This window comes from Sagittula sp. NFXS13 (assembly GCF_040148795.1).
Classification (GTDB): Bacteria; Pseudomonadota; Alphaproteobacteria; order Rhodobacterales; family Rhodobacteraceae; genus Sagittula; species Sagittula marina.
Genome location: NZ_JAGEMH010000001.1, coordinates 466,562 through 483,731 on the forward strand (window position 1 = coordinate 466,562; position 17,170 = coordinate 483,731).

The 17,170-nt window shown below is 64.0% G+C and carries 16 protein-coding genes; 8 read left to right on the plus strand and 8 right to left on the minus strand.

Annotated features, from left to right (window positions below):
- Nucleotides 1-205 precede the first annotated feature (205 nt).
- Together J4E08_RS02225 and J4E08_RS24465 are read left to right on the plus strand one after the other, a co-directional pair.
- Nucleotides 206-439: a winged helix-turn-helix transcriptional regulator gene (locus J4E08_RS02225; protein WP_349537119.1), complete on the plus strand. Its 234-nt coding sequence runs from the start codon at nucleotides 206-208 to the stop codon at nucleotides 437-439.
- Nucleotides 440-451: 12 nt separating this feature from the next.
- Nucleotides 452-844 (plus strand): winged helix-turn-helix transcriptional regulator, encoded by a 393-nt coding sequence (locus tag J4E08_RS24465; RefSeq protein WP_502949229.1) that lies wholly within the window; start codon nucleotides 452-454, stop codon nucleotides 842-844.
- Here the strand turns inward: J4E08_RS24465 and J4E08_RS02230 are convergent.
- The gene (locus J4E08_RS02230; RefSeq protein WP_349537120.1) at nucleotides 759-1,112 is read right to left on the minus strand and encodes a VOC family protein; all 354 of its coding nucleotides are present in this window, start codon (nucleotides 1,110-1,112) and stop codon (nucleotides 759-761) included. The two genes, J4E08_RS24465 and J4E08_RS02230, sit on opposite strands and share 86 nt — an antisense overlap.
- Nucleotides 1,113-1,118: 6 nt before the next feature.
- Entirely contained in the window at nucleotides 1,119-1,505 is a 387-nt protein-coding gene (locus J4E08_RS02235; RefSeq protein WP_349537121.1) for a cupin domain-containing protein, read from the minus strand.
- Between the two features lie 314 nt (nucleotides 1,506-1,819).
- Here J4E08_RS02235 and J4E08_RS02240 point away from each other — a divergent pair, with 314 nt between their 5' ends.
- Complete coding sequence (locus J4E08_RS02240; protein WP_349537122.1) at nucleotides 1,820-2,251, plus strand: hypothetical protein; 432 nt, start codon at nucleotides 1,820-1,822, stop codon at nucleotides 2,249-2,251.
- Between the two features lie 191 nt (nucleotides 2,252-2,442).
- Here J4E08_RS02240 and J4E08_RS02245 read toward each other — a convergent pair whose 3' ends face one another.
- The 5 genes from J4E08_RS02245 to J4E08_RS02265 all read right to left on the minus strand — a co-directional run bounded on the left by J4E08_RS02245 (nucleotide 2,443) and on the right by J4E08_RS02265 (nucleotide 10,990).
- Nucleotides 2,443-3,816, minus strand: coding sequence for an efflux transporter outer membrane subunit (locus tag J4E08_RS02245; RefSeq protein WP_349537123.1), 1,374 nt, complete (start codon nucleotides 3,814-3,816; stop codon nucleotides 2,443-2,445).
- Nucleotides 3,817-3,989: 173 nt separating this feature from the next.
- Nucleotides 3,990-6,203 carry a malto-oligosyltrehalose synthase gene (treY, locus tag J4E08_RS02250; RefSeq protein ID WP_349537124.1) on the minus strand — a complete coding sequence of 738 codons (2,214 nt, stop codon included), beginning with the start codon at nucleotides 6,201-6,203 and terminating at the stop codon, nucleotides 3,990-3,992.
- The gene (gene treZ, locus J4E08_RS02255) at nucleotides 6,200-7,906 is read right to left on the minus strand and encodes a malto-oligosyltrehalose trehalohydrolase (RefSeq protein WP_349537125.1); all 1,707 of its coding nucleotides are present in this window, start codon (nucleotides 7,904-7,906) and stop codon (nucleotides 6,200-6,202) included. Before treZ ends, treY begins: the two co-directional genes overlap by 4 nt.
- Nucleotides 7,903-9,978, minus strand: coding sequence for a glycogen debranching protein GlgX (gene glgX / locus J4E08_RS02260; RefSeq protein WP_349537126.1), 2,076 nt, complete (start codon nucleotides 9,976-9,978; stop codon nucleotides 7,903-7,905). The genes treZ and glgX overlap by 4 nt, the downstream gene beginning before the upstream one ends.
- Nucleotides 9,979-10,168: 190 nt before the next feature.
- Nucleotides 10,169-10,990, minus strand: a complete 822-nt coding sequence (locus J4E08_RS02265; RefSeq protein ID WP_349537127.1) for an alpha/beta hydrolase — start codon at nucleotides 10,988-10,990, stop codon at nucleotides 10,169-10,171.
- A gap of 134 nt (nucleotides 10,991-11,124) precedes the next feature.
- Between J4E08_RS02265 and J4E08_RS02270 the strand changes: the two genes are divergently transcribed.
- The 4 genes from J4E08_RS02270 to J4E08_RS02285 all read left to right on the plus strand — a co-directional run bounded on the left by J4E08_RS02270 (nucleotide 11,125) and on the right by J4E08_RS02285 (nucleotide 15,191).
- Nucleotides 11,125-11,943, plus strand: a complete 819-nt coding sequence (locus tag J4E08_RS02270; RefSeq protein WP_349537128.1) for an SDR family NAD(P)-dependent oxidoreductase — start codon at nucleotides 11,125-11,127, stop codon at nucleotides 11,941-11,943.
- A 26-nt stretch (nucleotides 11,944-11,969) separates the two neighbouring features.
- Nucleotides 11,970-12,785 (plus strand): SDR family oxidoreductase, encoded by an 816-nt coding sequence (locus J4E08_RS02275; protein WP_349537129.1) that lies wholly within the window; start codon nucleotides 11,970-11,972, stop codon nucleotides 12,783-12,785.
- Complete coding sequence (locus J4E08_RS02280) at nucleotides 12,778-14,337, plus strand: alpha-amylase family glycosyl hydrolase (RefSeq protein ID WP_349537130.1); 1,560 nt, start codon at nucleotides 12,778-12,780, stop codon at nucleotides 14,335-14,337. The genes J4E08_RS02275 and J4E08_RS02280 overlap by 8 nt, the downstream gene beginning before the upstream one ends.
- 65 nt (nucleotides 14,338-14,402) lie before the next feature.
- Nucleotides 14,403-15,191, plus strand: coding sequence for a hypothetical protein (locus J4E08_RS02285; protein WP_349537131.1), 789 nt, complete (start codon nucleotides 14,403-14,405; stop codon nucleotides 15,189-15,191).
- Nucleotides 15,192-15,375: 184 nt separating this feature from the next.
- On the opposite strand, the gene J4E08_RS02290 is transcribed toward J4E08_RS02285, so the two are convergent.
- Nucleotides 15,376-15,918: a winged helix-turn-helix transcriptional regulator gene (locus J4E08_RS02290; RefSeq protein ID WP_349537132.1), complete on the minus strand. Its 543-nt coding sequence runs from the start codon at nucleotides 15,916-15,918 to the stop codon at nucleotides 15,376-15,378.
- A gap of 39 nt (nucleotides 15,919-15,957) precedes the next feature.
- Here J4E08_RS02290 and J4E08_RS02295 point away from each other — a divergent pair, with 39 nt between their 5' ends.
- Entirely contained in the window at nucleotides 15,958-16,335 is a 378-nt protein-coding gene (locus tag J4E08_RS02295) for a VOC family protein (protein WP_349537133.1), read from the plus strand.
- Nucleotides 16,336-17,170: the final 835 nt, after the last annotated feature.

The window sequence follows — 17,170 nt, forward strand, 5'->3', positions numbered from 1 at the left end:
CACCCCTCCAGCGAAAGCGGGCTTGCCGGTTGGCACGGTGGACAAAGCCGAGATGCCATCGGGATTGGGTGTGCCTTGTCGGTGGCGTGCTATCAGGGAAGTGCCGCGCCAACATACTGAGCCCTTCGGGCCGTCGGTGTCGCTCGTCACTTGTGAGACCATGCTGGGCTGTCCCTTTGGCAGCCCAGGTGGACAGCAGATTTCCATGGCGCTGGTTGTGGACAGTTTGGACCGTGGACCCCAAGAGGTAACCATGCAGTCAGGCAGCGAAGAGGATGAGTGGCGCGAGGATTGCGCCCCGCGGCGGGTGCTCGAATTATTTTCCACAAAATGGACAAGCATGATCCTGCACACGCTCCACGCCCGTCATGAGGGACAGGCGCGCATCGGGGGTTTGCAACGCAGCCTTCCGGGGATCTGGAAGAAGATGCTGGTTTAGCCCCTGCGCGAAATGGAGCGGAGCGGCCTTATAGAGCGTCACGTCGAGAGCGTGGTGCCTCCTGCCGACTACAGCCTCACACCGCTTGGGCGTCGTTTCGTGGGTCTGGTCGATCTCGTCTACGATTGGGGACGGCAGAATGCGGATGCGCTTGACGAGATGCAGGCGCGGGCGACCTCTCGACGGGTCGATCGGGTAGATCGGCTTTCGGTGAAGCCCCCCCGATCAGAACATCACGGGAGTGGGGGCCCGGCTTTGCCACGCGCCGTGTGGGCTTCGGCGTGGCGAGGGTCGGGTCTGAGGCCAGAGTGTCCGCTGTTCAGTCGGGGTGAGACAGAATGTTCAGCAACTTCCCCGCGGGATCACGAAGGTAAAAGCGGCGCACGCCCCACGGTTCGTCAGTGAGGTCATAGACAATATCGTGACCAAGCCTTTTCGCGCGCGCGAATGCCGCGTCGACGTCATCGACCTCTATCGAAAGATCTGGAACGGGTGTTCCTGAACCACCCTCCGTCGCTATGCTGATCTGGACGGGTGCCGTCTGGCCGGATGCCAATGTTACAATCCATCCGTGATCCATGATGACGTCCAGCCCAAAGAGGTCAGTGTAGAATTTCTGAACGTCAGCGACCGATGCCACGTCAATGTTTGCGACGATGCGTCGAATGGTCATGGCCCGCTATCTCCTGCGCTTGTCGCCGTAGAAAATCACCCACGTGCGAAAATCATCGGAAAAGGTTTCGAAGCGGTGTGGCACGTGGGCGGGAACGAAAAGCAGATCGCCTTGCGCGAAGGGGACCAGTTCGTCGCCGCGCGAGAAGGTGCCTTCACCGCTGGCAATGATGTAGAGCTCGTCCCGGTCGTGAGGCTTTTGCATGTCAGCCCCTACGGGAGCGTAGAGTTCGATGGAGACTTCGGGGCTTTCGAACACGGTTTCGAACGGGGCCTCACGGCTCAGGCGCGCCGCGACGTCCATGAGGGGGTGTCGTATGGCATCGCTTGATCGGGGCGCGTTGGCGGTGGCTTTCGCGGTTTTTGCATCCTGACCTGGTGTGGTGTCGTCCATCCTGCTCTCCATGGTGTTTCGCGGTCGCGGTGAAGCCTTTGGGGATCATTTCCAAAGTGTGGTGCGTTGGATCGAGCTTGAAACGTTCCGGCCCTGGTGTCCAGATTCTGCAAGCATTCGACTGGCGCAAGGCCTTGGCGCGGCTTCCATCGGCCTGCGTGGTCGTCGGCTGCACCGCGTGGTTTTGCAGCTTACCCCGCATCGCGCCGGGCGTCTTGGGAATTGCCATGGCCCGGTGTCCGTGTTTGATACATTGCAAGAAGGAAGGGACGTGGGACTGACGCGCCTTCCGCATGGAACGAATGGAGACTGCCATGGCTTCGCGCGCCTTTTCTGTCCTGACTGCCTTGTCGCTGGCGGCACTGACCGCCTTGCCGGTGATGGCACAAGAGGATGCCTCTGACAGGCTGAGCATCGAGTTGAACTCGGTCGAACCCCAGGAGACAGGGTGCCGGATGAGCTTTGTCGTGCTGAACGGGCATGAGGTGGATCTGTCCTCTGCGGTGTTCGAGGCGGTGCTGTTCGACGCGGAGGGCGCTGTGGAGAGAATGACGCTGTTCGATTTTGGCGCGCTGCCGTCAAAGCGGACCCGCGTGCGCCAATTTGTCGTGCCGCAGCTTGCCTGTGACAACCTTGGTCAAATTCTGATCAACGGCGCGCAAACCTGCGAGGCGGAGGCGGAGGGTGATTTCTGCATCGACGGTCTGGACCTGAAATCCCGCATCGATATTCGCGTCATCGGCTGACGTATGCGCTGAACCTCCGTGGTGCTGGTTTCGGCCCGCGGGGAGGACTGTGCCTGGTCTTTGGCTGCGCGCGGGCGGTTTCGTCCGGCGGCACCGCCCCGCAGCACGGACAGAAAGCCCGCTGCGCCTGACCGTCGAGACTGCATTAGTAAAATTGCGATCTGTCGGCGGGCGCGCGGAGACCACACCACTTACTGCGTTGCGGCCACGGATTGAGGCGCGTGCCCCGCGCCAAGGTTGACGTTCACCTCGACATAGGTTTGCGTCATGTCGCGCACAGCGGCGGCCAGAGACAGCTCGGAGGTTGTCAGCGCATCCTCCGCGTCCAGAACCTCGGAGATCGTGACCTCTTCGCTGGCGTACAGCTGTCGTGTCAGCTCCAGCACTTCGCGGTTCAGGCGCACGGTTTCCTGCGCGCGGGCGCAGGTCTGCGCAGCGGCCCGGTGCCGGGCAAGGGCATTTTCAACTTCGAGAATGGCATCCAGAACGCTGGATTTCCAGTCGAGCCAGGCAATTTCCGCTTCTGCATGGGAGCGCGTGATAGAGGCGCGCGCGGTCGACGGAAGGTCCGGGAACGTGATGTTCGGACCAAGGAAATAGCCAAGACGATCTGCGTTGGAGGCAAACAGCGACCAGTTCAACACGCCGGACAGGGACAGCTTTGGGTAACGTGCGGCGCGGTCCACATCCATCTGCGCCAACGCCGCGCGATACCGCCACTCGGCGGCCTGGACGTCGGGGCGGTTGCGCAGCAGATCCGTGGGCACGCCGATATTGTCGGGCAGGCGGGCTTTGGGCTGGCCTCCGTCGGCCAGCTTGAGCGGCGGCAGGGGCGAGCGGCCGAGCAGCACCGCGATTTCATTGCGGCGCGTCTCGACCGCGGCCTGGGTGCCGGGCATGTCGGTGCGCGCCTGGCTGAGTGCTGCGCGGGCGCGCAGCACGTCGACCCGCGTGGCGCTTTGGACTTCGGCAAGGCGCTGTGCGTTGGACAAGGTCTGGCGTGCGGTGCGTTCCTGACGTTGCAGGATGTCGAGCACCGCCTGCCTGTAGCGATAGTCGATGTAGGCCGTGGACATGCCGAGCAGCATTGCCAATCGGGCGGCATCGCCCTCGGCCCGGCGCACGGCGACAGTGGCCGACGCGTTGCGTTCCCGCGCCGCGCGCTCGCCCCATGGGTCGAACATCCAGTTGAGGCTAAGCTCGGCCGTGCCTGTTTCCGTCGGCCCGGTGTTCTCGCTGCCCCGGTAGCCCGCGTCGATGGAACTGCCAAAGACCGATTGGATGCGCGCGCCATCCAGCACCGCCTGCGCGCTGCGAATGCGCTGGACAGCTTGCAACAGGGACAGGTTTTGCAGTGTCGCGACCTCTATCAGCCGGTCAAGCTGCGGGTCGCGCATCGTCTTCCACCAATTGTCATTGGCCAAGAGGCGTGGGGACGCGCTGTTCCGGGAGAAGGCCGTGCCAGAGGGTGAAAACGCGCCACGTCCGACCGAGGCGTCCATGCATCCGGACAGCACAAGGCCGAAGCACACTGCCCCTGCGGTCTTGCGAACCTTGTGTTTCATGCCTGCCTCGTCATGTTCCGCGTCGGCTCTGATGGCCGTTTCGGAGCATCGTAGACGGGCTGCGATTGTGAATGAAACGCTTTCGTGATCGAGGCCGGAATATATTCCTTCTGTTGCAGGACAACCCCAAGTGGTGAGCGATTCAGGCTAATTCGGGGCTGGTGGCCGAAAGATCAGGCGGTATGGACCTGTTTTTCCGCTTTGGCTGCGCCGGCGGTCCGGGTCACCTGTGGCGGGCATGTGCCGTTACGGCAGAAGGTCAGCGTGACGGTGGTCGCGCCCAGCTGCCGCGTGAGATGGGTCAGTCCGTCGGTGACCTGAAGCTCAACGGCCCCGCGCGCCATCACCTCGGGGCAGGTCCGGCGCAGCGCCAGCAGGTCGCGCAGCAACTGCGTCTTTCGCGTGCCAAAGTCAGAGGGGCTTTGCGACAGGTCCAGCGGCGCGCGATTGTCCGGGTCGGTCAGATGGAAGCTGCGGAACTCCGTTCCCTGGTAGACGTCGGGCACGCCGGGCATCAGGCACCGCAGGGCAAGCTGCGTCAGCGAGATGGTTTCGGCGCGCGCCACGATATCCAGCAACTCCGTTTCAGGGGCCGTCCGCCATTGCGCCAGAACGGCGCAGGCAAACCGCTGGGCGGCCCCTTCGGCCTGAGCATCCGGCGCCTGCCATGTGGTGACCTGCTTGGCCTCGCGCATGGCCTTTTCCATATGCGCGGCGAGCCTGTCTTCGAGGTCGTCACGCTCGGGCTGCCACAGCGCCAGCGCCGATTGCACGGCGTACCACCGCAGGCCGGCGGGCACCTGATCTGCGCCGTCGATGTGCAGCGACCTGTCCCAGAGGGTCTGCATCGCTTCCGGGCAGTGCGTTATGGCGATCAGCCGGGCGCGTGCGTCCTCGGCGCGCTTGGTGTCATGGCTGGAACCAAGCGTCATCGCCTCGGGCCAGCGCGCCAGACGGGTGGAGCACCAGTCCTCGAACTGATCGGGCGTCACCATCGGGGCATCGGGTTCGGAGCCGACCTCTGCCTCCGCCAGACACCGGGTGTGGCGGTAGAAGGCCGTGTCTTCCTGCGCCTTGGCGACCACGGCACCGGTCACCTGTTGGAAGCGTCGGACCAGATCCTGCGCCGCCGGGGTGCTGGCGCGCATCAGCATATCGCGCAGCGCGTCGAGTGTTTCTGTGTCCCGCAGCCCGGCCGTTGCGGCCTGATGGCTGGCCTCCATCAGGGCGCGGTCCATGTAATCGGGGCCGTCGTCCGCGATGTAGCTGCGATACCGGGGGAAGGCCACGAGCAGGGCGCGCAGTGCCTCCCGCAGGGCATCGGGCGCGACATGGCGCCCTTTCTCTTCCATTGCCGCCTGAGCGAGGGTCACGAGTTCGCGCAGTTCCGCGCCCAGATCGCCGGACAGGATCTCGTGGCGCGCGGTTTGACAGGCGTCCTCGTAATCGCCAACGGCCCCGGTGGCGGTGCGCCAGATGGCATCGAGGCGCTGCATGCCGTCCGCGTCCATCAACAGGCGGGTGATGTGGTCGCTGGCCTCGTAACCGGTTGTTCCGGTGATCGGCCAGTCGGGCAGATCCTCCGGGCCGGTCAGGATCTTTTCCACCCAGATCGGCACGTTCGGCCCCACGACCCCGCGCAGCCTGTGCACGTATCCCTCTGGATCGGCCAGCCCGTCGATGTGGTCGATCCGCAAGCCTTGTGCCAGTCCCGCGCGTAGCAGATCGAGCGGCAGGGCGGTCATGTCGTCGAACACATGCGGCAGTTCCACACGCATTCCGATCAGGTCGGTGATGTTGAAGAAACGGCGATGGGTCAGGCGTTTGCGCTCCGTCTGCCAATGGCGCAGGTGCCAGTGCTGCTGGCGGAACACGTCCGAGATGTCATCCGACGCGCTGCCCGGGGCCAGCGGCAGCCAACCGCCCTCCCATGTCAGTCGCTGGTCCTCGACGCGAAAGGCATCGCGCGCCAGCATGTCGTCCAGCGGGTCGGGCAGGATCGGCAGGATCAGCCCGGTTTGCCAGTCCACATCGAAATGCTGGGCATAGGCGCTGTTTGCGCCGTGCATCAGCGCGTCGTGCAGCCATGGGTTTTCGACGCTCAGAACCGTGTGGTTGGGCACGAGGTCCAGGATGATGTCGAGCCCATGACCCTGAGCCGCGCGGGCCAGCCGTTCAAAGCCCGCGCGCCCGCCCAGGGCCGGGTCGATCTCCGCCGGGTTGGCCACGTCATAGCCGTGGGTCGATCCCGTGGTCGCGGTGAAGATCGGGGACAGGTAGAGGTGGCTCACCCCCAGCCCGGCGATATGCGGCAGCACGGTCACGGCCCGGTCGAAATCCATGCCCTGGCGCAGTTGCAGTCGATAGGTGGCGACGGGATGGGTCATGATGTGATCTCGACATGAAGGGCAAAGGCATCGCGGGCGAGGTCGCCCATGGTGAAGATCGGCATGCCCGCGACAACGCCCAGAGGAGTGCCAAGCGCGAGGCACACCCGCAGTGTGCCGCCCTCGAAACGCCATGCGGCGTCATAGCTGCGCGCGGTGGGGCGCGACACGGTGCCGTCGCCGATCTTGCCGGACCGAAGCAGCGGCACGATGTGTGTCATGCGCAGGTCGATCAGCCGGCGGGTCAGGTCGCGCCAAGCGGCCGCGCGGTCCGCATCCTCTGCGGGATAAGGGCGTGAGACGGCAAAGGCTGCTTCGCCGCAAGGGTCGAGCATTCCGTCCACCTCGTAGCCGATCCCTGTCAGCTCCGTCCGACGTCCCTTGCGCACGGCCTCGCAGCTGTCGTCATCCGGCGGATCGCAAAAGAAATGGAAGGGCGCGGTGCTGCCTTCCTCCTCGCCCATGAAGAGCATCGGCACAAAGGGCATCAGCAGCAGGGCGGCATGGATGACGCGGGCGGGTGTCTCTCCGACCAGCGAAATCAGGCGTTCTCCGTGCGCGCGGTTGCCCACCTGGTCATGGGTGAGGTTGGAGTTGATGAAGGCCGTCCAGGGCAGATGCGCCGATGGCGCGCCGCGCGGTTCCTCGGGGGAGGGCTGTCCTTCGTCCACCTGGCCCCGGGCCATGGCCCGCGCCAGATGATCGAACGGCGCATTGGCGAAGCGGCTGTAATAGCCCTGACGCTCGCCGGTCAGCGCCACGTGCAGCGCATTGTGCCAGTCGTCGTTCCATTCGGCGTCATAGCCGTTTTCACGTAAGGACGGCAGGTTGCGCTCATCCTCGCAGATCAGATGCAGCGGGCGGTCTGGCGCGCTGGCGCGCAAATCGCGGGCAAGGTCGCGCATGACCTGCTGGTTGCGGCCGTCGCGGATCTGGTGCACCGCATCGAAACGGAAGCCGTCGAGCCGGTAGTCGTGCAACCACCCCATGGCTGCCTCGTGAAAGAAGGCCTGCACCTGCGGGCGGGCAAAGTCGATCGCCGCGCCCCAGGGCGTCGCCCGGTCCGAGAACATCTCGGGCACGTAGGACGGCAGCAGATTGCCGAAAGGTCCGAAGTGGTTCATCACGAGATCGAGCAGCACGGCCATGCCCAGCTCTTGCGCGGTGCGCACCAAGGTGCGCATCGCATCGGGGGCGCCATACTCCGGCTGCGGCGCGCGGATCAGAACCCCGTCGTAGCCCCACCCGCGCGCGCCGCTGAACTGCGACACCGGCATCAGTTCAATGACGGTGACGCCCATGGCCGCAAGATCGGCCAGGCGGTGTGTCGCGGCCTCGAATGTGCCTTCGGTGGTAAACGTGCCGATGTGCAGCTCGAAGATCACCGCCTCTTCGAACGGGCGCCCCTGCCAATGCGATCCCCAGTCAAATTGGCTGGGGTCGACGGTGAGCGACGGCCCTTCGGGACCGTCCACCTGCAACCGCGACGCGGGGTCCGGGTAGTCCGTGCCATCGACGTGAAACATATAGGGCAGGTTCGCGCGGGCCGGGCAGGTGATCTGCCACGCGCCATCCGGGCCGCGTGTCATCGTATGCAAGGTGCCATCAAGGCGAAGCGCGACGTCTGCGGCCGAAGGCGCCCAGAGACCGAACCGCCATTCATCAGCCTGCAAAGGCACTGCGCCCCAAAGCGGCGCCGTCATGCGGGTTTGCCCTCGGCCGCGGCAAGGACCACGACGGATTGCGCGGTCAGCTCGATCTCCGTTCCGACCTCTTCGTCGCAGGCGACGGGATCACAGGCGGTGTCCAGACGCTTCTGCCAGGTGCCCTTTGGCAGGGTAAAGCGGCAGGCGTCGCCCGCGTTGATCAGCAGCAGCAGATCGCGGGTGTCGTCCTGACGGTGGCGCAACGCCGTGGCAAACAACCCGCCGTCCTGCCAGTCGCCGTCAGTCATTTCGCGGCCCTCGGGATGATACCACGTGGAGTCCGTCGCCTCTGGTCGTGGCCAGAACCCGAAGGGAGAGGTATGTCCGCGCCACTCCCGGCGGAGCTTCGACAAACTCGCCACGGTTTCGATCAGATCGGGGCGCGCTGCGTCCCAGTCGATCCACGTGGTTTCGTTGTCCTGACAGTAGGCGTTGTTGTTGCCGTCCTGCGTCTGCCCCATCTCGTCGCCTGCCAGCAGCATCGGCACGCCGTGCGACAGCATCAGCGTGGCCAGCATGGCTTTGACCCGGTGGGCGCGGGCGATGAGGATGCTCTCGTCCTGCGTCGCGCCTTCGGTCCCCATGTTGTCAGAGAGGTTGTTGTCGTGGCCATCGCGGTTGTCCTCGCCATTCGCGAGGTTGTGCTTTTCGGTATAGGACACGGTGTCCCACAGCGTGTAGCCGTCATGCGCCGCGACGAAGTTGATCGAGCTGGTCGCCGGACGGTTCGAGTGGTTGAACTGCACCGGGCTGCCCATCAGCCGTTCAGAGAGGCCGGGCAGCAGAGCGGGGTCGCGTCGCCAGAAGCCGCGCACATCGTCGCGGAACTTGTCGTTCCATTCGCGGAAGGGCCAGGGAAAGCCGCCGACCTGATAGCCCCGGTCGCCCACGTCCCACGGCTCTGCGATCAGCTTGACCTTGCTCAGCACGGGGTCCTGCCGGATGGCGTTGAAGAACGCGCCTTCGCGCTCGAAGCCGTCGGGTTCCCGGGCAAGGGTGGAGGCAAGGTCGAAGCGGAAGCCATCCACATGCACGACCTCCACCCAGTAGCGCAGTGAGTCCATCACCATGCGCAAGACCATCGGGTGGGCAAGGTTCAGCGTGTTGCCGGTGCCGGTGGTGTCAAAGCCATGGCGCTTGTTGTCGGGGGACAGCAGGTAATAGCTGGCGTTGTCGATGCCGCGGAAGGACAGGGTTGCGCCCAGTTCATTGCCCTCGGCGGTGTGGTTGTAGACCACGTCCAGAATGACCTCGATCCCGGCGGCGTGAAAGCGCTTCACCGCCGCGCGGACCTCGCTCACGTCTTCGGTCGCCATGTAGGTGCGGTTGGGCGCAAAGAAGCCCAGCGTGTTGTAGCCCCAGTAGTTGCGCAGGTCGTTTTCAACCAGATGGCGGTCCTGCACCATGGCGTGAATGGGCAACAGCTCGATGGTGGTGACACCGATCTTTTGCAGATGTTCGATGATGGGGTCGGCGGCCAGCGCGGCAAAGGTGCCCCGGTCGGCTTTCACCACGCCGGGGTGGCGCATGGTCAGCCCCTTCACATGGGCCTCGTAGATCACCGTGTCGCGCCAAGGGACCATGGGCCGCGCATCGGCTTCCCAATCGAACACCGGATCGGTGACGACGGCCTTTGGCATGAAGGGGGCACTGTCGCGCGTGTCCCGGTCCAGATCGGACCCGCCCACCGGGTAGCCGTATAGCGCATCGTCCCATTTCAGGTGCCCGCGCATCGCCATGGCGTAGGGGTCAAGCAGCAGTTTGTCAGGATTGAAGCGATGGCCCTCTTCGGGCTGGTGCGGCCCGTGCACGCGATACCCGTAGGCCTGACCCGGTCCCACGTCGGGGAGGTAGCCGTAGTGGATGCCACCCTCGGCGCGCGGCAGTTCGAGACGCGCCAGCTCTGCCTCGCCCGCCTCGTCGAAAAGGCAAAGCTCCACCTTCTCGGCATGGTCGGAGAACAGCGCAAAGTTCGTCCCCGCGCCGTCAAACCGCGCCCCCAGTTCGTCAGGGCGCGCTTGCGCGATGTCCATGGACAGATCGCGCGGGTCGGGGTTCTTGTCGAACATGTCGGAATCCTGTGAGCGGTCTGCGCGTTGCGGGCTGGCCTATGGCAGCAAGGCAACGCGACGCGACCGGAACGATGGGAGATGGAGTAGGCCTGTGCTGAAATCACAGGAGCAACCCCGATCGTCCCGGATTGGTTCCACGGATCTATGCGCAGCGCAGCATGTTTTCTGCGCGTGCACAGGACACGGCTCAGCCCAAGTCCCTGACGAAACGGGCGACGCGGTCGAGCGCCTTTGCGGCCTCGGGCAGGGCGTCCGGCCACAGCGGGAACATATGGAACAGTCCGGGGGTGACGTGCAGCCGCGTGTCCACATTGGACAGCGCCGCCTTGCGCGCCAGCAGCAGCGTGTCGTCCAGCAGGATTTCCGCGCCGGCGGCTTCGAGGTGCACAGGCGGCAATCCTTCAAGCCGCGCCAGGAGGGGAGAGGCCTCCGTCCCCCGAGGTGCAGTCTCCGGCATGGCCATGCGCGACAGCGCCTTGTCGGTGGCGTCGTCGTTCATCTCGTCGCCGTCACGGCCCCGCGTGGTCGACAGTCCGCTGTGGTCGGTGTTCGGGGACACCAGCGCGAGCCCCTTGATACGATCTGACCCGGCCAGTGCAAGGTTCAGCGCCAGATGCCCGCCCGCACTGTCGCCGCCGACGCAGCACGCCGGCGACCCGTCGAGCACAGCGCGCGCGTCGTGCAGCATGGCCGGCCAGGGATGCTCCGGCGCCAGTCGGTAGTCCGGCATGACCACGCGCAGGCCGCGCTGGGCCAGCCCAAGCGCCAGCGCCGCATGGGTCCCTGGACTGCCAAAGACATAGCCGCCGCCGTGAAACCAGATCAGCTCCGGTCCCGTGCCGATGGCCGTGCAGGGGATCCCGCCCCGGGTGACCTCCTCGAACGCGGCTCCGGGCGCGGGGCCGGTCAGGCGGGCAAAACCTGCGCGCATTTCCGTGGGCGATCCGCTGACGGGCGTGTCGGCGATGCGAGCGCGCAGCTCGGTTTCGGTGCTGGGGCGTTGGGTCATGGAGGGGTCCTGTCGGGCGGTGTCCGGGAACGGACGGCAAAAAACAACGCGCGGCGGCCCGCCAAAGGTTCCCTCGCCAAATATTCCCGCATTCGGCGAAGGAACGCATTGCCCTTCACCTCGTTTGGACTGGAATGAAACGAAAGGACACTCCGGTGAATCTGGATATCGACGGAAAACTGGCGGTCGTCACTGGCGCTGCGGGCGGTTTGGGGACGGCGACGGCACAGGTGCTGGCCGAGGAGGGGGTGAAGCTCTTTCTGACCGACACCTCGGAAGAAGCTTTGGCAGAGGCGGTCGACAAGCTTGGCGATGCGGTGGTCGGCCATCTGGCAGGCGATCTATCGAAGGATGCTGACGTGCTTGCGCTGGAACAGCGGGTTGGCCCCCTTGGTGGCGCGGATATCCTTGTGCATATGGCCGGGATCACCGGCGCGAAGGGCGATCCGCTGGAGATGTCCTATGACGAGTGGTTCGAGTGCTGGAACGTCAATTTCATGTCCGCCGTGCGCATGACGAAGGTCTTCGTGCCGGGCATGGTCCAGAAGGGCTGGGGACGTGTGGTGTTCACCGTCTCCGAGAACGCGGTGCAGCCATACCCGGACGAGGCGGTCTACAACGCCTCGAAGGCCGCGCTGCTCAGCTACACCAAGGCGCTGTCGCAGCCCTACGGCCCCAAGGGCGTGTTGGTGAATGCCGTGATGCCTGCCTTCATCGAAAGCCCCATGACAGACGGGATGATGGAGAAGCGGGCAGAGGCAGAAGGTGTCTCTGTCGACGAGGCCGTGGAGAGTTTTCTCGAAGAGGAGCGCCCCTACCTCACGCTGAAACGTCGTGGTCAGGCCGACGAGGTGGCCGTGGTGGCCGCGCTGCTGTGTTCCAACCGGGCGAATTTCACCAATGGTTCTGCGTGGCGCGCTGACGGCGGTGCCGTTGCATCCATCAACACCTGAACACAGACACGGAAAGGACACCTCCCATGACGGATGGTAAAGTAGCACATCTGCCCGACCCGGAATACATCGACGACGGCTATGTCGGCGCCGCAAAGCTGAAGGACAAACGCATCCTGATCTCTGGCGGGGACAGCGGCATCGGACGTGCTGTGTCGCTGCACTTCGCCCGGGAAGGGGCGAAGGTCGCCTTCATCTACCACTCCGCCGAGGACAAGGCAGAGGACACCCGCAAGGGCATCGAAGCAGAAGGCGCAGAGGCCTTGGTGATCCAAGGCGACACCGCCAGCAGCGCGGACTGTGATGCTGCGGTTCAGAAGGTCATCGACGCCTGGGGCGGGATCGACGTTCTGGTGAACAACGCGGGGTTCCAGAAGCCGTACAAGTCGTTGGAAGACGTGAGCGATGAAGACTGGCGCGCCCATTTCGACGTGAACATGGCGGGGATGTTCTTTCTCTCCCGTGCTGCGCTGCGTCACATGACCGAGGGCGCAAACATCGTGAACACCACCTCCATCAACGCCTTTGTGGGCAACGATGCCTTGGTGCCGTACAGCGCGACGAAGGGGGCAATCACCGCCTTTACCCGCTCTCTGGCAAAGCAGTACATGGATCGCGGTATTCGTGTGAACGAGGTGGCCCCCGGACCCGTCGCCACAGACATCCAGTCGGTCTTCGAGGATTTTGACGAAGACATCCTCAAGAACATGGCCGCGCCTATGGGGCGTGTGGGGCAACCGCGCGAACTGGGGCCTGCCTATGTGTTTCTCGCCTCGCGCGACGGCTCCTTCGTGACGGGGCAGACGATCCATGTGAATGGTGGGATGATCGTCGGTGCGTGACGCCCTGACGAAGCTGGACCGCCCGACGATCTACGAAATCTACCCTCGCTCGTTTCGGGACACCACCGGGACGGGCGAAGGCGATCTTGCTGGCATCCTCGATGGGTTGGACCACGTTGCCGCGCTGGGCGTCGACGCCATCTGGATCGCGCCCTTCTACCCAAGCCCGCGGGCGGATGGCGGCTATGACGTGACCGATCACTGTGCCGTGGATTCCCGGCTTGGCACGTTGCAGGATTTTGACCACATCGTCGAGAAAGCACATGCGCTTGGGCTTGGGGTGCTGCTCGATCTGGTTCTCAAACACACGAGCCTCGATCACCCGTGGTTCGTCGCCGCCGTGGAGGGGGATGAAACCGCGGCGGCCCGTTACGTCTGGCGCGATGCAAAGCCCGACGGCACGGCCCCGACCAACTGGATCAGCTTCTTTGGCGGCCCGGCGTGGACGTGGAACCACAAACGCCGGCAGTATTACCTTCACCAATATGCTTCTGAACAACCGGCGCTGGATCATCGCAACCCGGATGTTCAGGCCGAGATCCGCGCCATCATGGATTTTTGGACCGCGCGCGGCGTCGACGGCTTTCGCTTTGACGCCGTGACCTCGTGGTTTCACGATCCGGACTTTCGCGACAACCCGGCCGCGCCACCCGATGAGAGATCCCGGATCGAAGGGCTGCCCTTCAATCCCTACACGCACCAGTTCCATCGCCACGACATGATGCCGCAAGAAGGCACCGCCCATATGGCCAGGATCCGGGACTGGGCGGGGCCTGATCTGTTCCTGATGGGGGAAAACAACTTCGGCATTGCTTCGGTCGAGATCGCGCTGGAGTACACCGGGCCGGAGCGGCTCGACGCTTGCTATACGACGGACACCGTCAAATGCGGTGCGGGGCTGGCGGTCTGGGATGAGCTGCTGAGCGCCATCAACGGGACATGGCGGCTGCCGTGGTGGTTCGAAAGCCACGATCAGGCCCGCAGCCCCACGCAGCTGGGGGATGGAACTGCGGCTGCCGCGCGCTTTCTGGCGCTGCTTGGCGGCGTTCTGCCCGGCGCCCTGATGCTGTATCAAGGACAGGAGCTGGGCCTGCCGCAACCGCATCTGGACCGCAAAGACGTCGAGGATCCCTATGACCTTGCGTTCTGGCCGGACGGACCGGGTCGCAGCGGCGCTCGGGTGCCAATCCCGTGGACCGAAGCGCCGGGCACGTGGGGCTTCACCGACGGCACGCCCTGGCTGCCCATGCGCTGGGCACCGGGCGCGTCGATCGCAGCGCAACAGGCCGACCCCCACAGCGCATTGGCGTTTCAGCGCAAAGTGCTGAACCTGCGGCGCGCGCTTGAGCTGGCGCGACCTGAGCGGTTTGCCCATGACACAGCAGACGGGGTGCTGAGGCTGGAGATGGAGACGGGGGCAGGGCGCTTTGTCGCCGGTTTCAATTTCTCCGACCACGCGCGCCCCGTGCCCGAAGGCGGCGAGGTGTTGCTGTCCAGCGGTGTCGACAGCAGGCAATTGTGCCCCCGTGGCGCGGTGCTGCGGCGGGCATGAACCTTTCCTTTTCCAGCTTTTGCCTCATCATTCCCAAGGGTTAGACAGAGAGGGGGGAACCAGACATGATCCTTGCGACCGTAGGCGCGCTGTTGTTGGCGGTGGTCCTGTGGGACATCCTGATGTCCGCGCTGGGCGCGGGCAGCGCCGGACCTTTGGCGCCGCGCATCGCGCATGGCGCCTTTCGATTGATAAGGCTGCTGCCGGACCGCGCCTACGTCCACCGCATCTGCGGCCCGCTGGTCACCGCCAGCATCGGCGCGGGATGGATCGTGCTCATGTGCGTTGCATGGTCCCTGATCCTGTCGGGCGCGCCGGAGGCCGTGGTCACCGGCGCGGAGGGTGCACCGGCGGGCACCCTTGGTCGTGTCAGCTACGCGGGGCACCTGTTGTCCACCCTGGGTGGTGGGCTCAACCAACCGGGGACGCAGGCCTGGGGCGCGGTGTCCATGCTGATCGGCGTGTCCGGAATGGTCGTGCTGACCCTGTCGGTCAGCTTCGTCTACTCGACGACGCAGGCGGTGGCGACGGGCCGCGCGGTTTTGGCCCTCTCCGAGATCCACGGGCCGGGTACCGAGCGCTTCGACACGGTGCTGTTGCCGGAATTGGCGACACTGGTGGCACAGATAAAAGCGATCCCGTTCTGCCTGTACTTCAGCACGGCACGGCCGCATCGACGTTTGCCAGCCGCGCTTGCACGGCTGCGGTGTGACGCCCGCCTTGACGCTGAGGGCCGCGCGCGCCTTGATGTCTTGCTGGCGGAATTGCCGGGCATGGAACACGCGCCCACAGACAGCTTTGGCACATCGTTCGAGGATTGGGTGCAACGCTATTCGCTGAGATCATGGCGGTGACCGACAGGTCTGTTCAACCGCCCCCTATGCGCGAAGTCCAGTCCACCACCCTCGTCGCGCCTAGTCGGACGTAGGCGCGTTTAAAATGGCGATGACGTCCCAGGATCAGACCTGAAAGCGGGAGCAAGGTCAGCGCCGCAGGACTTTCCCGGTTTGCCCTGCGTTGCAAGCAACGGCGAAGACGCTAGGCAAAGCGAACGTCCGTCACGGTGACACTGCTGATCAGTCCGCCAGTGTTCACAGCACGATAGATTGATCTTGGCGGACGAGCGGCCTCGTCAACAGTGCGCTGAACCCAGTGTCTTGCTTCCATTGTTTTCAACGATTGCGACAGGGCGCGGTCCGTGATCGTTCGCAGATTGCGTTTGATATCGTTGAAGTGGCTGGGCCGGTGGAGCACCGTCAACACCGGTAAGGTCCATGAACGGCGCAGCAAGTCCTGATCGTCTTCGGCGGTGACGCCCTGAACTCTGTGCGCGAGCGCCGCGGCAGCAACGCCAGTTTCCGTCAATCGAAATTCCGGACGCAACGGATGACCATATCCGGGGTTCCGTTCCAATAACCCCAGTGAGATCAAGTGATCCATGCTCTGCGCAAAAGCGGTCCTGCTGGCGCCGGTGGCCGCCAACAGCGGTGCCTGTCGCCCGGCAACGCCTGCGTGCAGATTGGCCAGGATGGGTATGGCCCATGCCCTTGAGGTTGTGTTGACAAACGCATCAATGTACATAAAGTATAGTTAGTATAATTTCGGTCAAAAGGGAACACCATGTCGCTCATCTCGCTGGATGCCACCATTACGATCTCGCTTTCTGTCAAGGATCGGCATGTAAGTGCCGCGTGGTATGAAAACATGCTTGGCTTTGACACACTCTATCACGCAGACGAGGCGGGCTGGTCAGAGTTGCAGACCAATACAAAAGGTGTGACGCTTGGATTGGGCGAGCATACCAAGCCCGCGCCCGGAAACTGCGTCCCTGTCTTTGGTGTCGCTGATCTGGATAGCGCAAGGCAAAAGCTCGAACAGGCCAACGTGACATTTGACGGCGAAACCGATGTGGTCGAGGGCATGGTCAAGACAGCCACGTTCTACGACCCGGATGGCAACGCCTTGATGCTTGCCGAAGATCTGTCGGCAGGATCATGATTATACGTCCGCCGTGACAGCAGGTCTTTGCACAGGCTGACGCGGCGGACGGGTTGGGCTGCATCTGTGGGAAATCTATCGCGTGATACGGGGGGCGGTCGATTCAGGTGCCGCGTCCATTGGGCGGATCAGCGTGATTGGATGAGGGCAAAAGACGCAGCTGGTGCTGTTCTCCGTCGGCTCAGATTGAGACCGCGTGCCGCGGATTCAGCTGTTAGAGGCGCGGTGCAGCGATAGAGCTTATGCGCTTTTGCAGTGATCTGCAATGGCCGCGATGTGACACGTTCACAGCCCGCTGCTGGCGCGTGCGGTGGCGCTTTTTATCGACGCGGGTGTGGGGTCGCTGTGCGGTTCGCAATCCATTAACCACGTTTCGGCGAAGGCTTTGGTGAAGGCCCGGAAAGGCTGCTTTGGCCGGAAATCTACACGGCGGCGTCGGGAATGCTGATGTCCGACGGGCCGTGCGCATGGCAAAAAGATGCACGCTCAAGTCTGGACGGCATGCCGCTTAACGGGTAGGGCGAGGCGACAGGAAACATCTAGGTTGAGCTCTGACGCAAGGTTAAGGCGATCCGGCGTTGAGATTACACGTTTAACGTGACAGTGTTTAGACGTGGATAAGACCTGAGGCGGAAACGTGCAGACGCAATTCTGTCCCAAACGGGCAATGGCAGGCTGGGGAGCGTCAAAGACTCCCGATACCGGCCTACTGATTCGGCGACTTTTCAACCATGACTTGTCATCGCCGTAATCAATAAATCCCGCAGGTCTACATTGGTTCACCAACTGACACAGACGGCGCCGAAATGTGTCCGACTTGTTTTTGTGCCCGCGC

Bases quoted from the DNA above. Each gene is read 5' to 3' on its own strand.
- J4E08_RS02225 (WP_349537119.1), top strand. From the start codon at position 206: ATGGCGCTGGTTGTGGACAGTTTGGACCGTGGACCCCAAGAGGTAACC.
- J4E08_RS24465 (WP_502949229.1), top strand. From the start codon at position 452: ATGGAGCGGAGCGGCCTTATAGAGCGTCACGTCGAGAGCGTGGTGCCT.
- J4E08_RS02230 (WP_349537120.1), bottom strand. From the start codon at position 1,112: ATGACCATTCGACGCATCGTCGCAAACATTGACGTGGCATCGGTCGCT.
- J4E08_RS02235 (WP_349537121.1), bottom strand. From the start codon at position 1,505: ATGGACGACACCACACCAGGTCAGGATGCAAAAACCGCGAAAGCCACC.
- J4E08_RS02240 (WP_349537122.1), top strand. From the start codon at position 1,820: ATGGCTTCGCGCGCCTTTTCTGTCCTGACTGCCTTGTCGCTGGCGGCA.
- J4E08_RS02245 (WP_349537123.1), bottom strand. From the start codon at position 3,816: ATGAAACACAAGGTTCGCAAGACCGCAGGGGCAGTGTGCTTCGGCCTT.
- treY (WP_349537124.1), bottom strand. From the start codon at position 6,203: ATGACCCATCCCGTCGCCACCTATCGACTGCAACTGCGCCAGGGCATG.
- treZ (WP_349537125.1), bottom strand. From the start codon at position 7,906: ATGACGGCGCCGCTTTGGGGCGCAGTGCCTTTGCAGGCTGATGAATGG.
- glgX (WP_349537126.1), bottom strand. From the start codon at position 9,978: ATGTTCGACAAGAACCCCGACCCGCGCGATCTGTCCATGGACATCGCG.
- J4E08_RS02265 (WP_349537127.1), bottom strand. From the start codon at position 10,990: ATGACCCAACGCCCCAGCACCGAAACCGAGCTGCGCGCTCGCATCGCC.
- J4E08_RS02270 (WP_349537128.1), top strand. From the start codon at position 11,125: ATGAAACGAAAGGACACTCCGGTGAATCTGGATATCGACGGAAAACTG.
- J4E08_RS02275 (WP_349537129.1), top strand. From the start codon at position 11,970: ATGACGGATGGTAAAGTAGCACATCTGCCCGACCCGGAATACATCGAC.
- J4E08_RS02285 (WP_349537131.1), top strand. From the start codon at position 14,403: ATGATCCTTGCGACCGTAGGCGCGCTGTTGTTGGCGGTGGTCCTGTGG.
- J4E08_RS02290 (WP_349537132.1), bottom strand. From the start codon at position 15,918: ATGTACATTGATGCGTTTGTCAACACAACCTCAAGGGCATGGGCCATA.
- J4E08_RS02295 (WP_349537133.1), top strand. From the start codon at position 15,958: ATGTCGCTCATCTCGCTGGATGCCACCATTACGATCTCGCTTTCTGTC.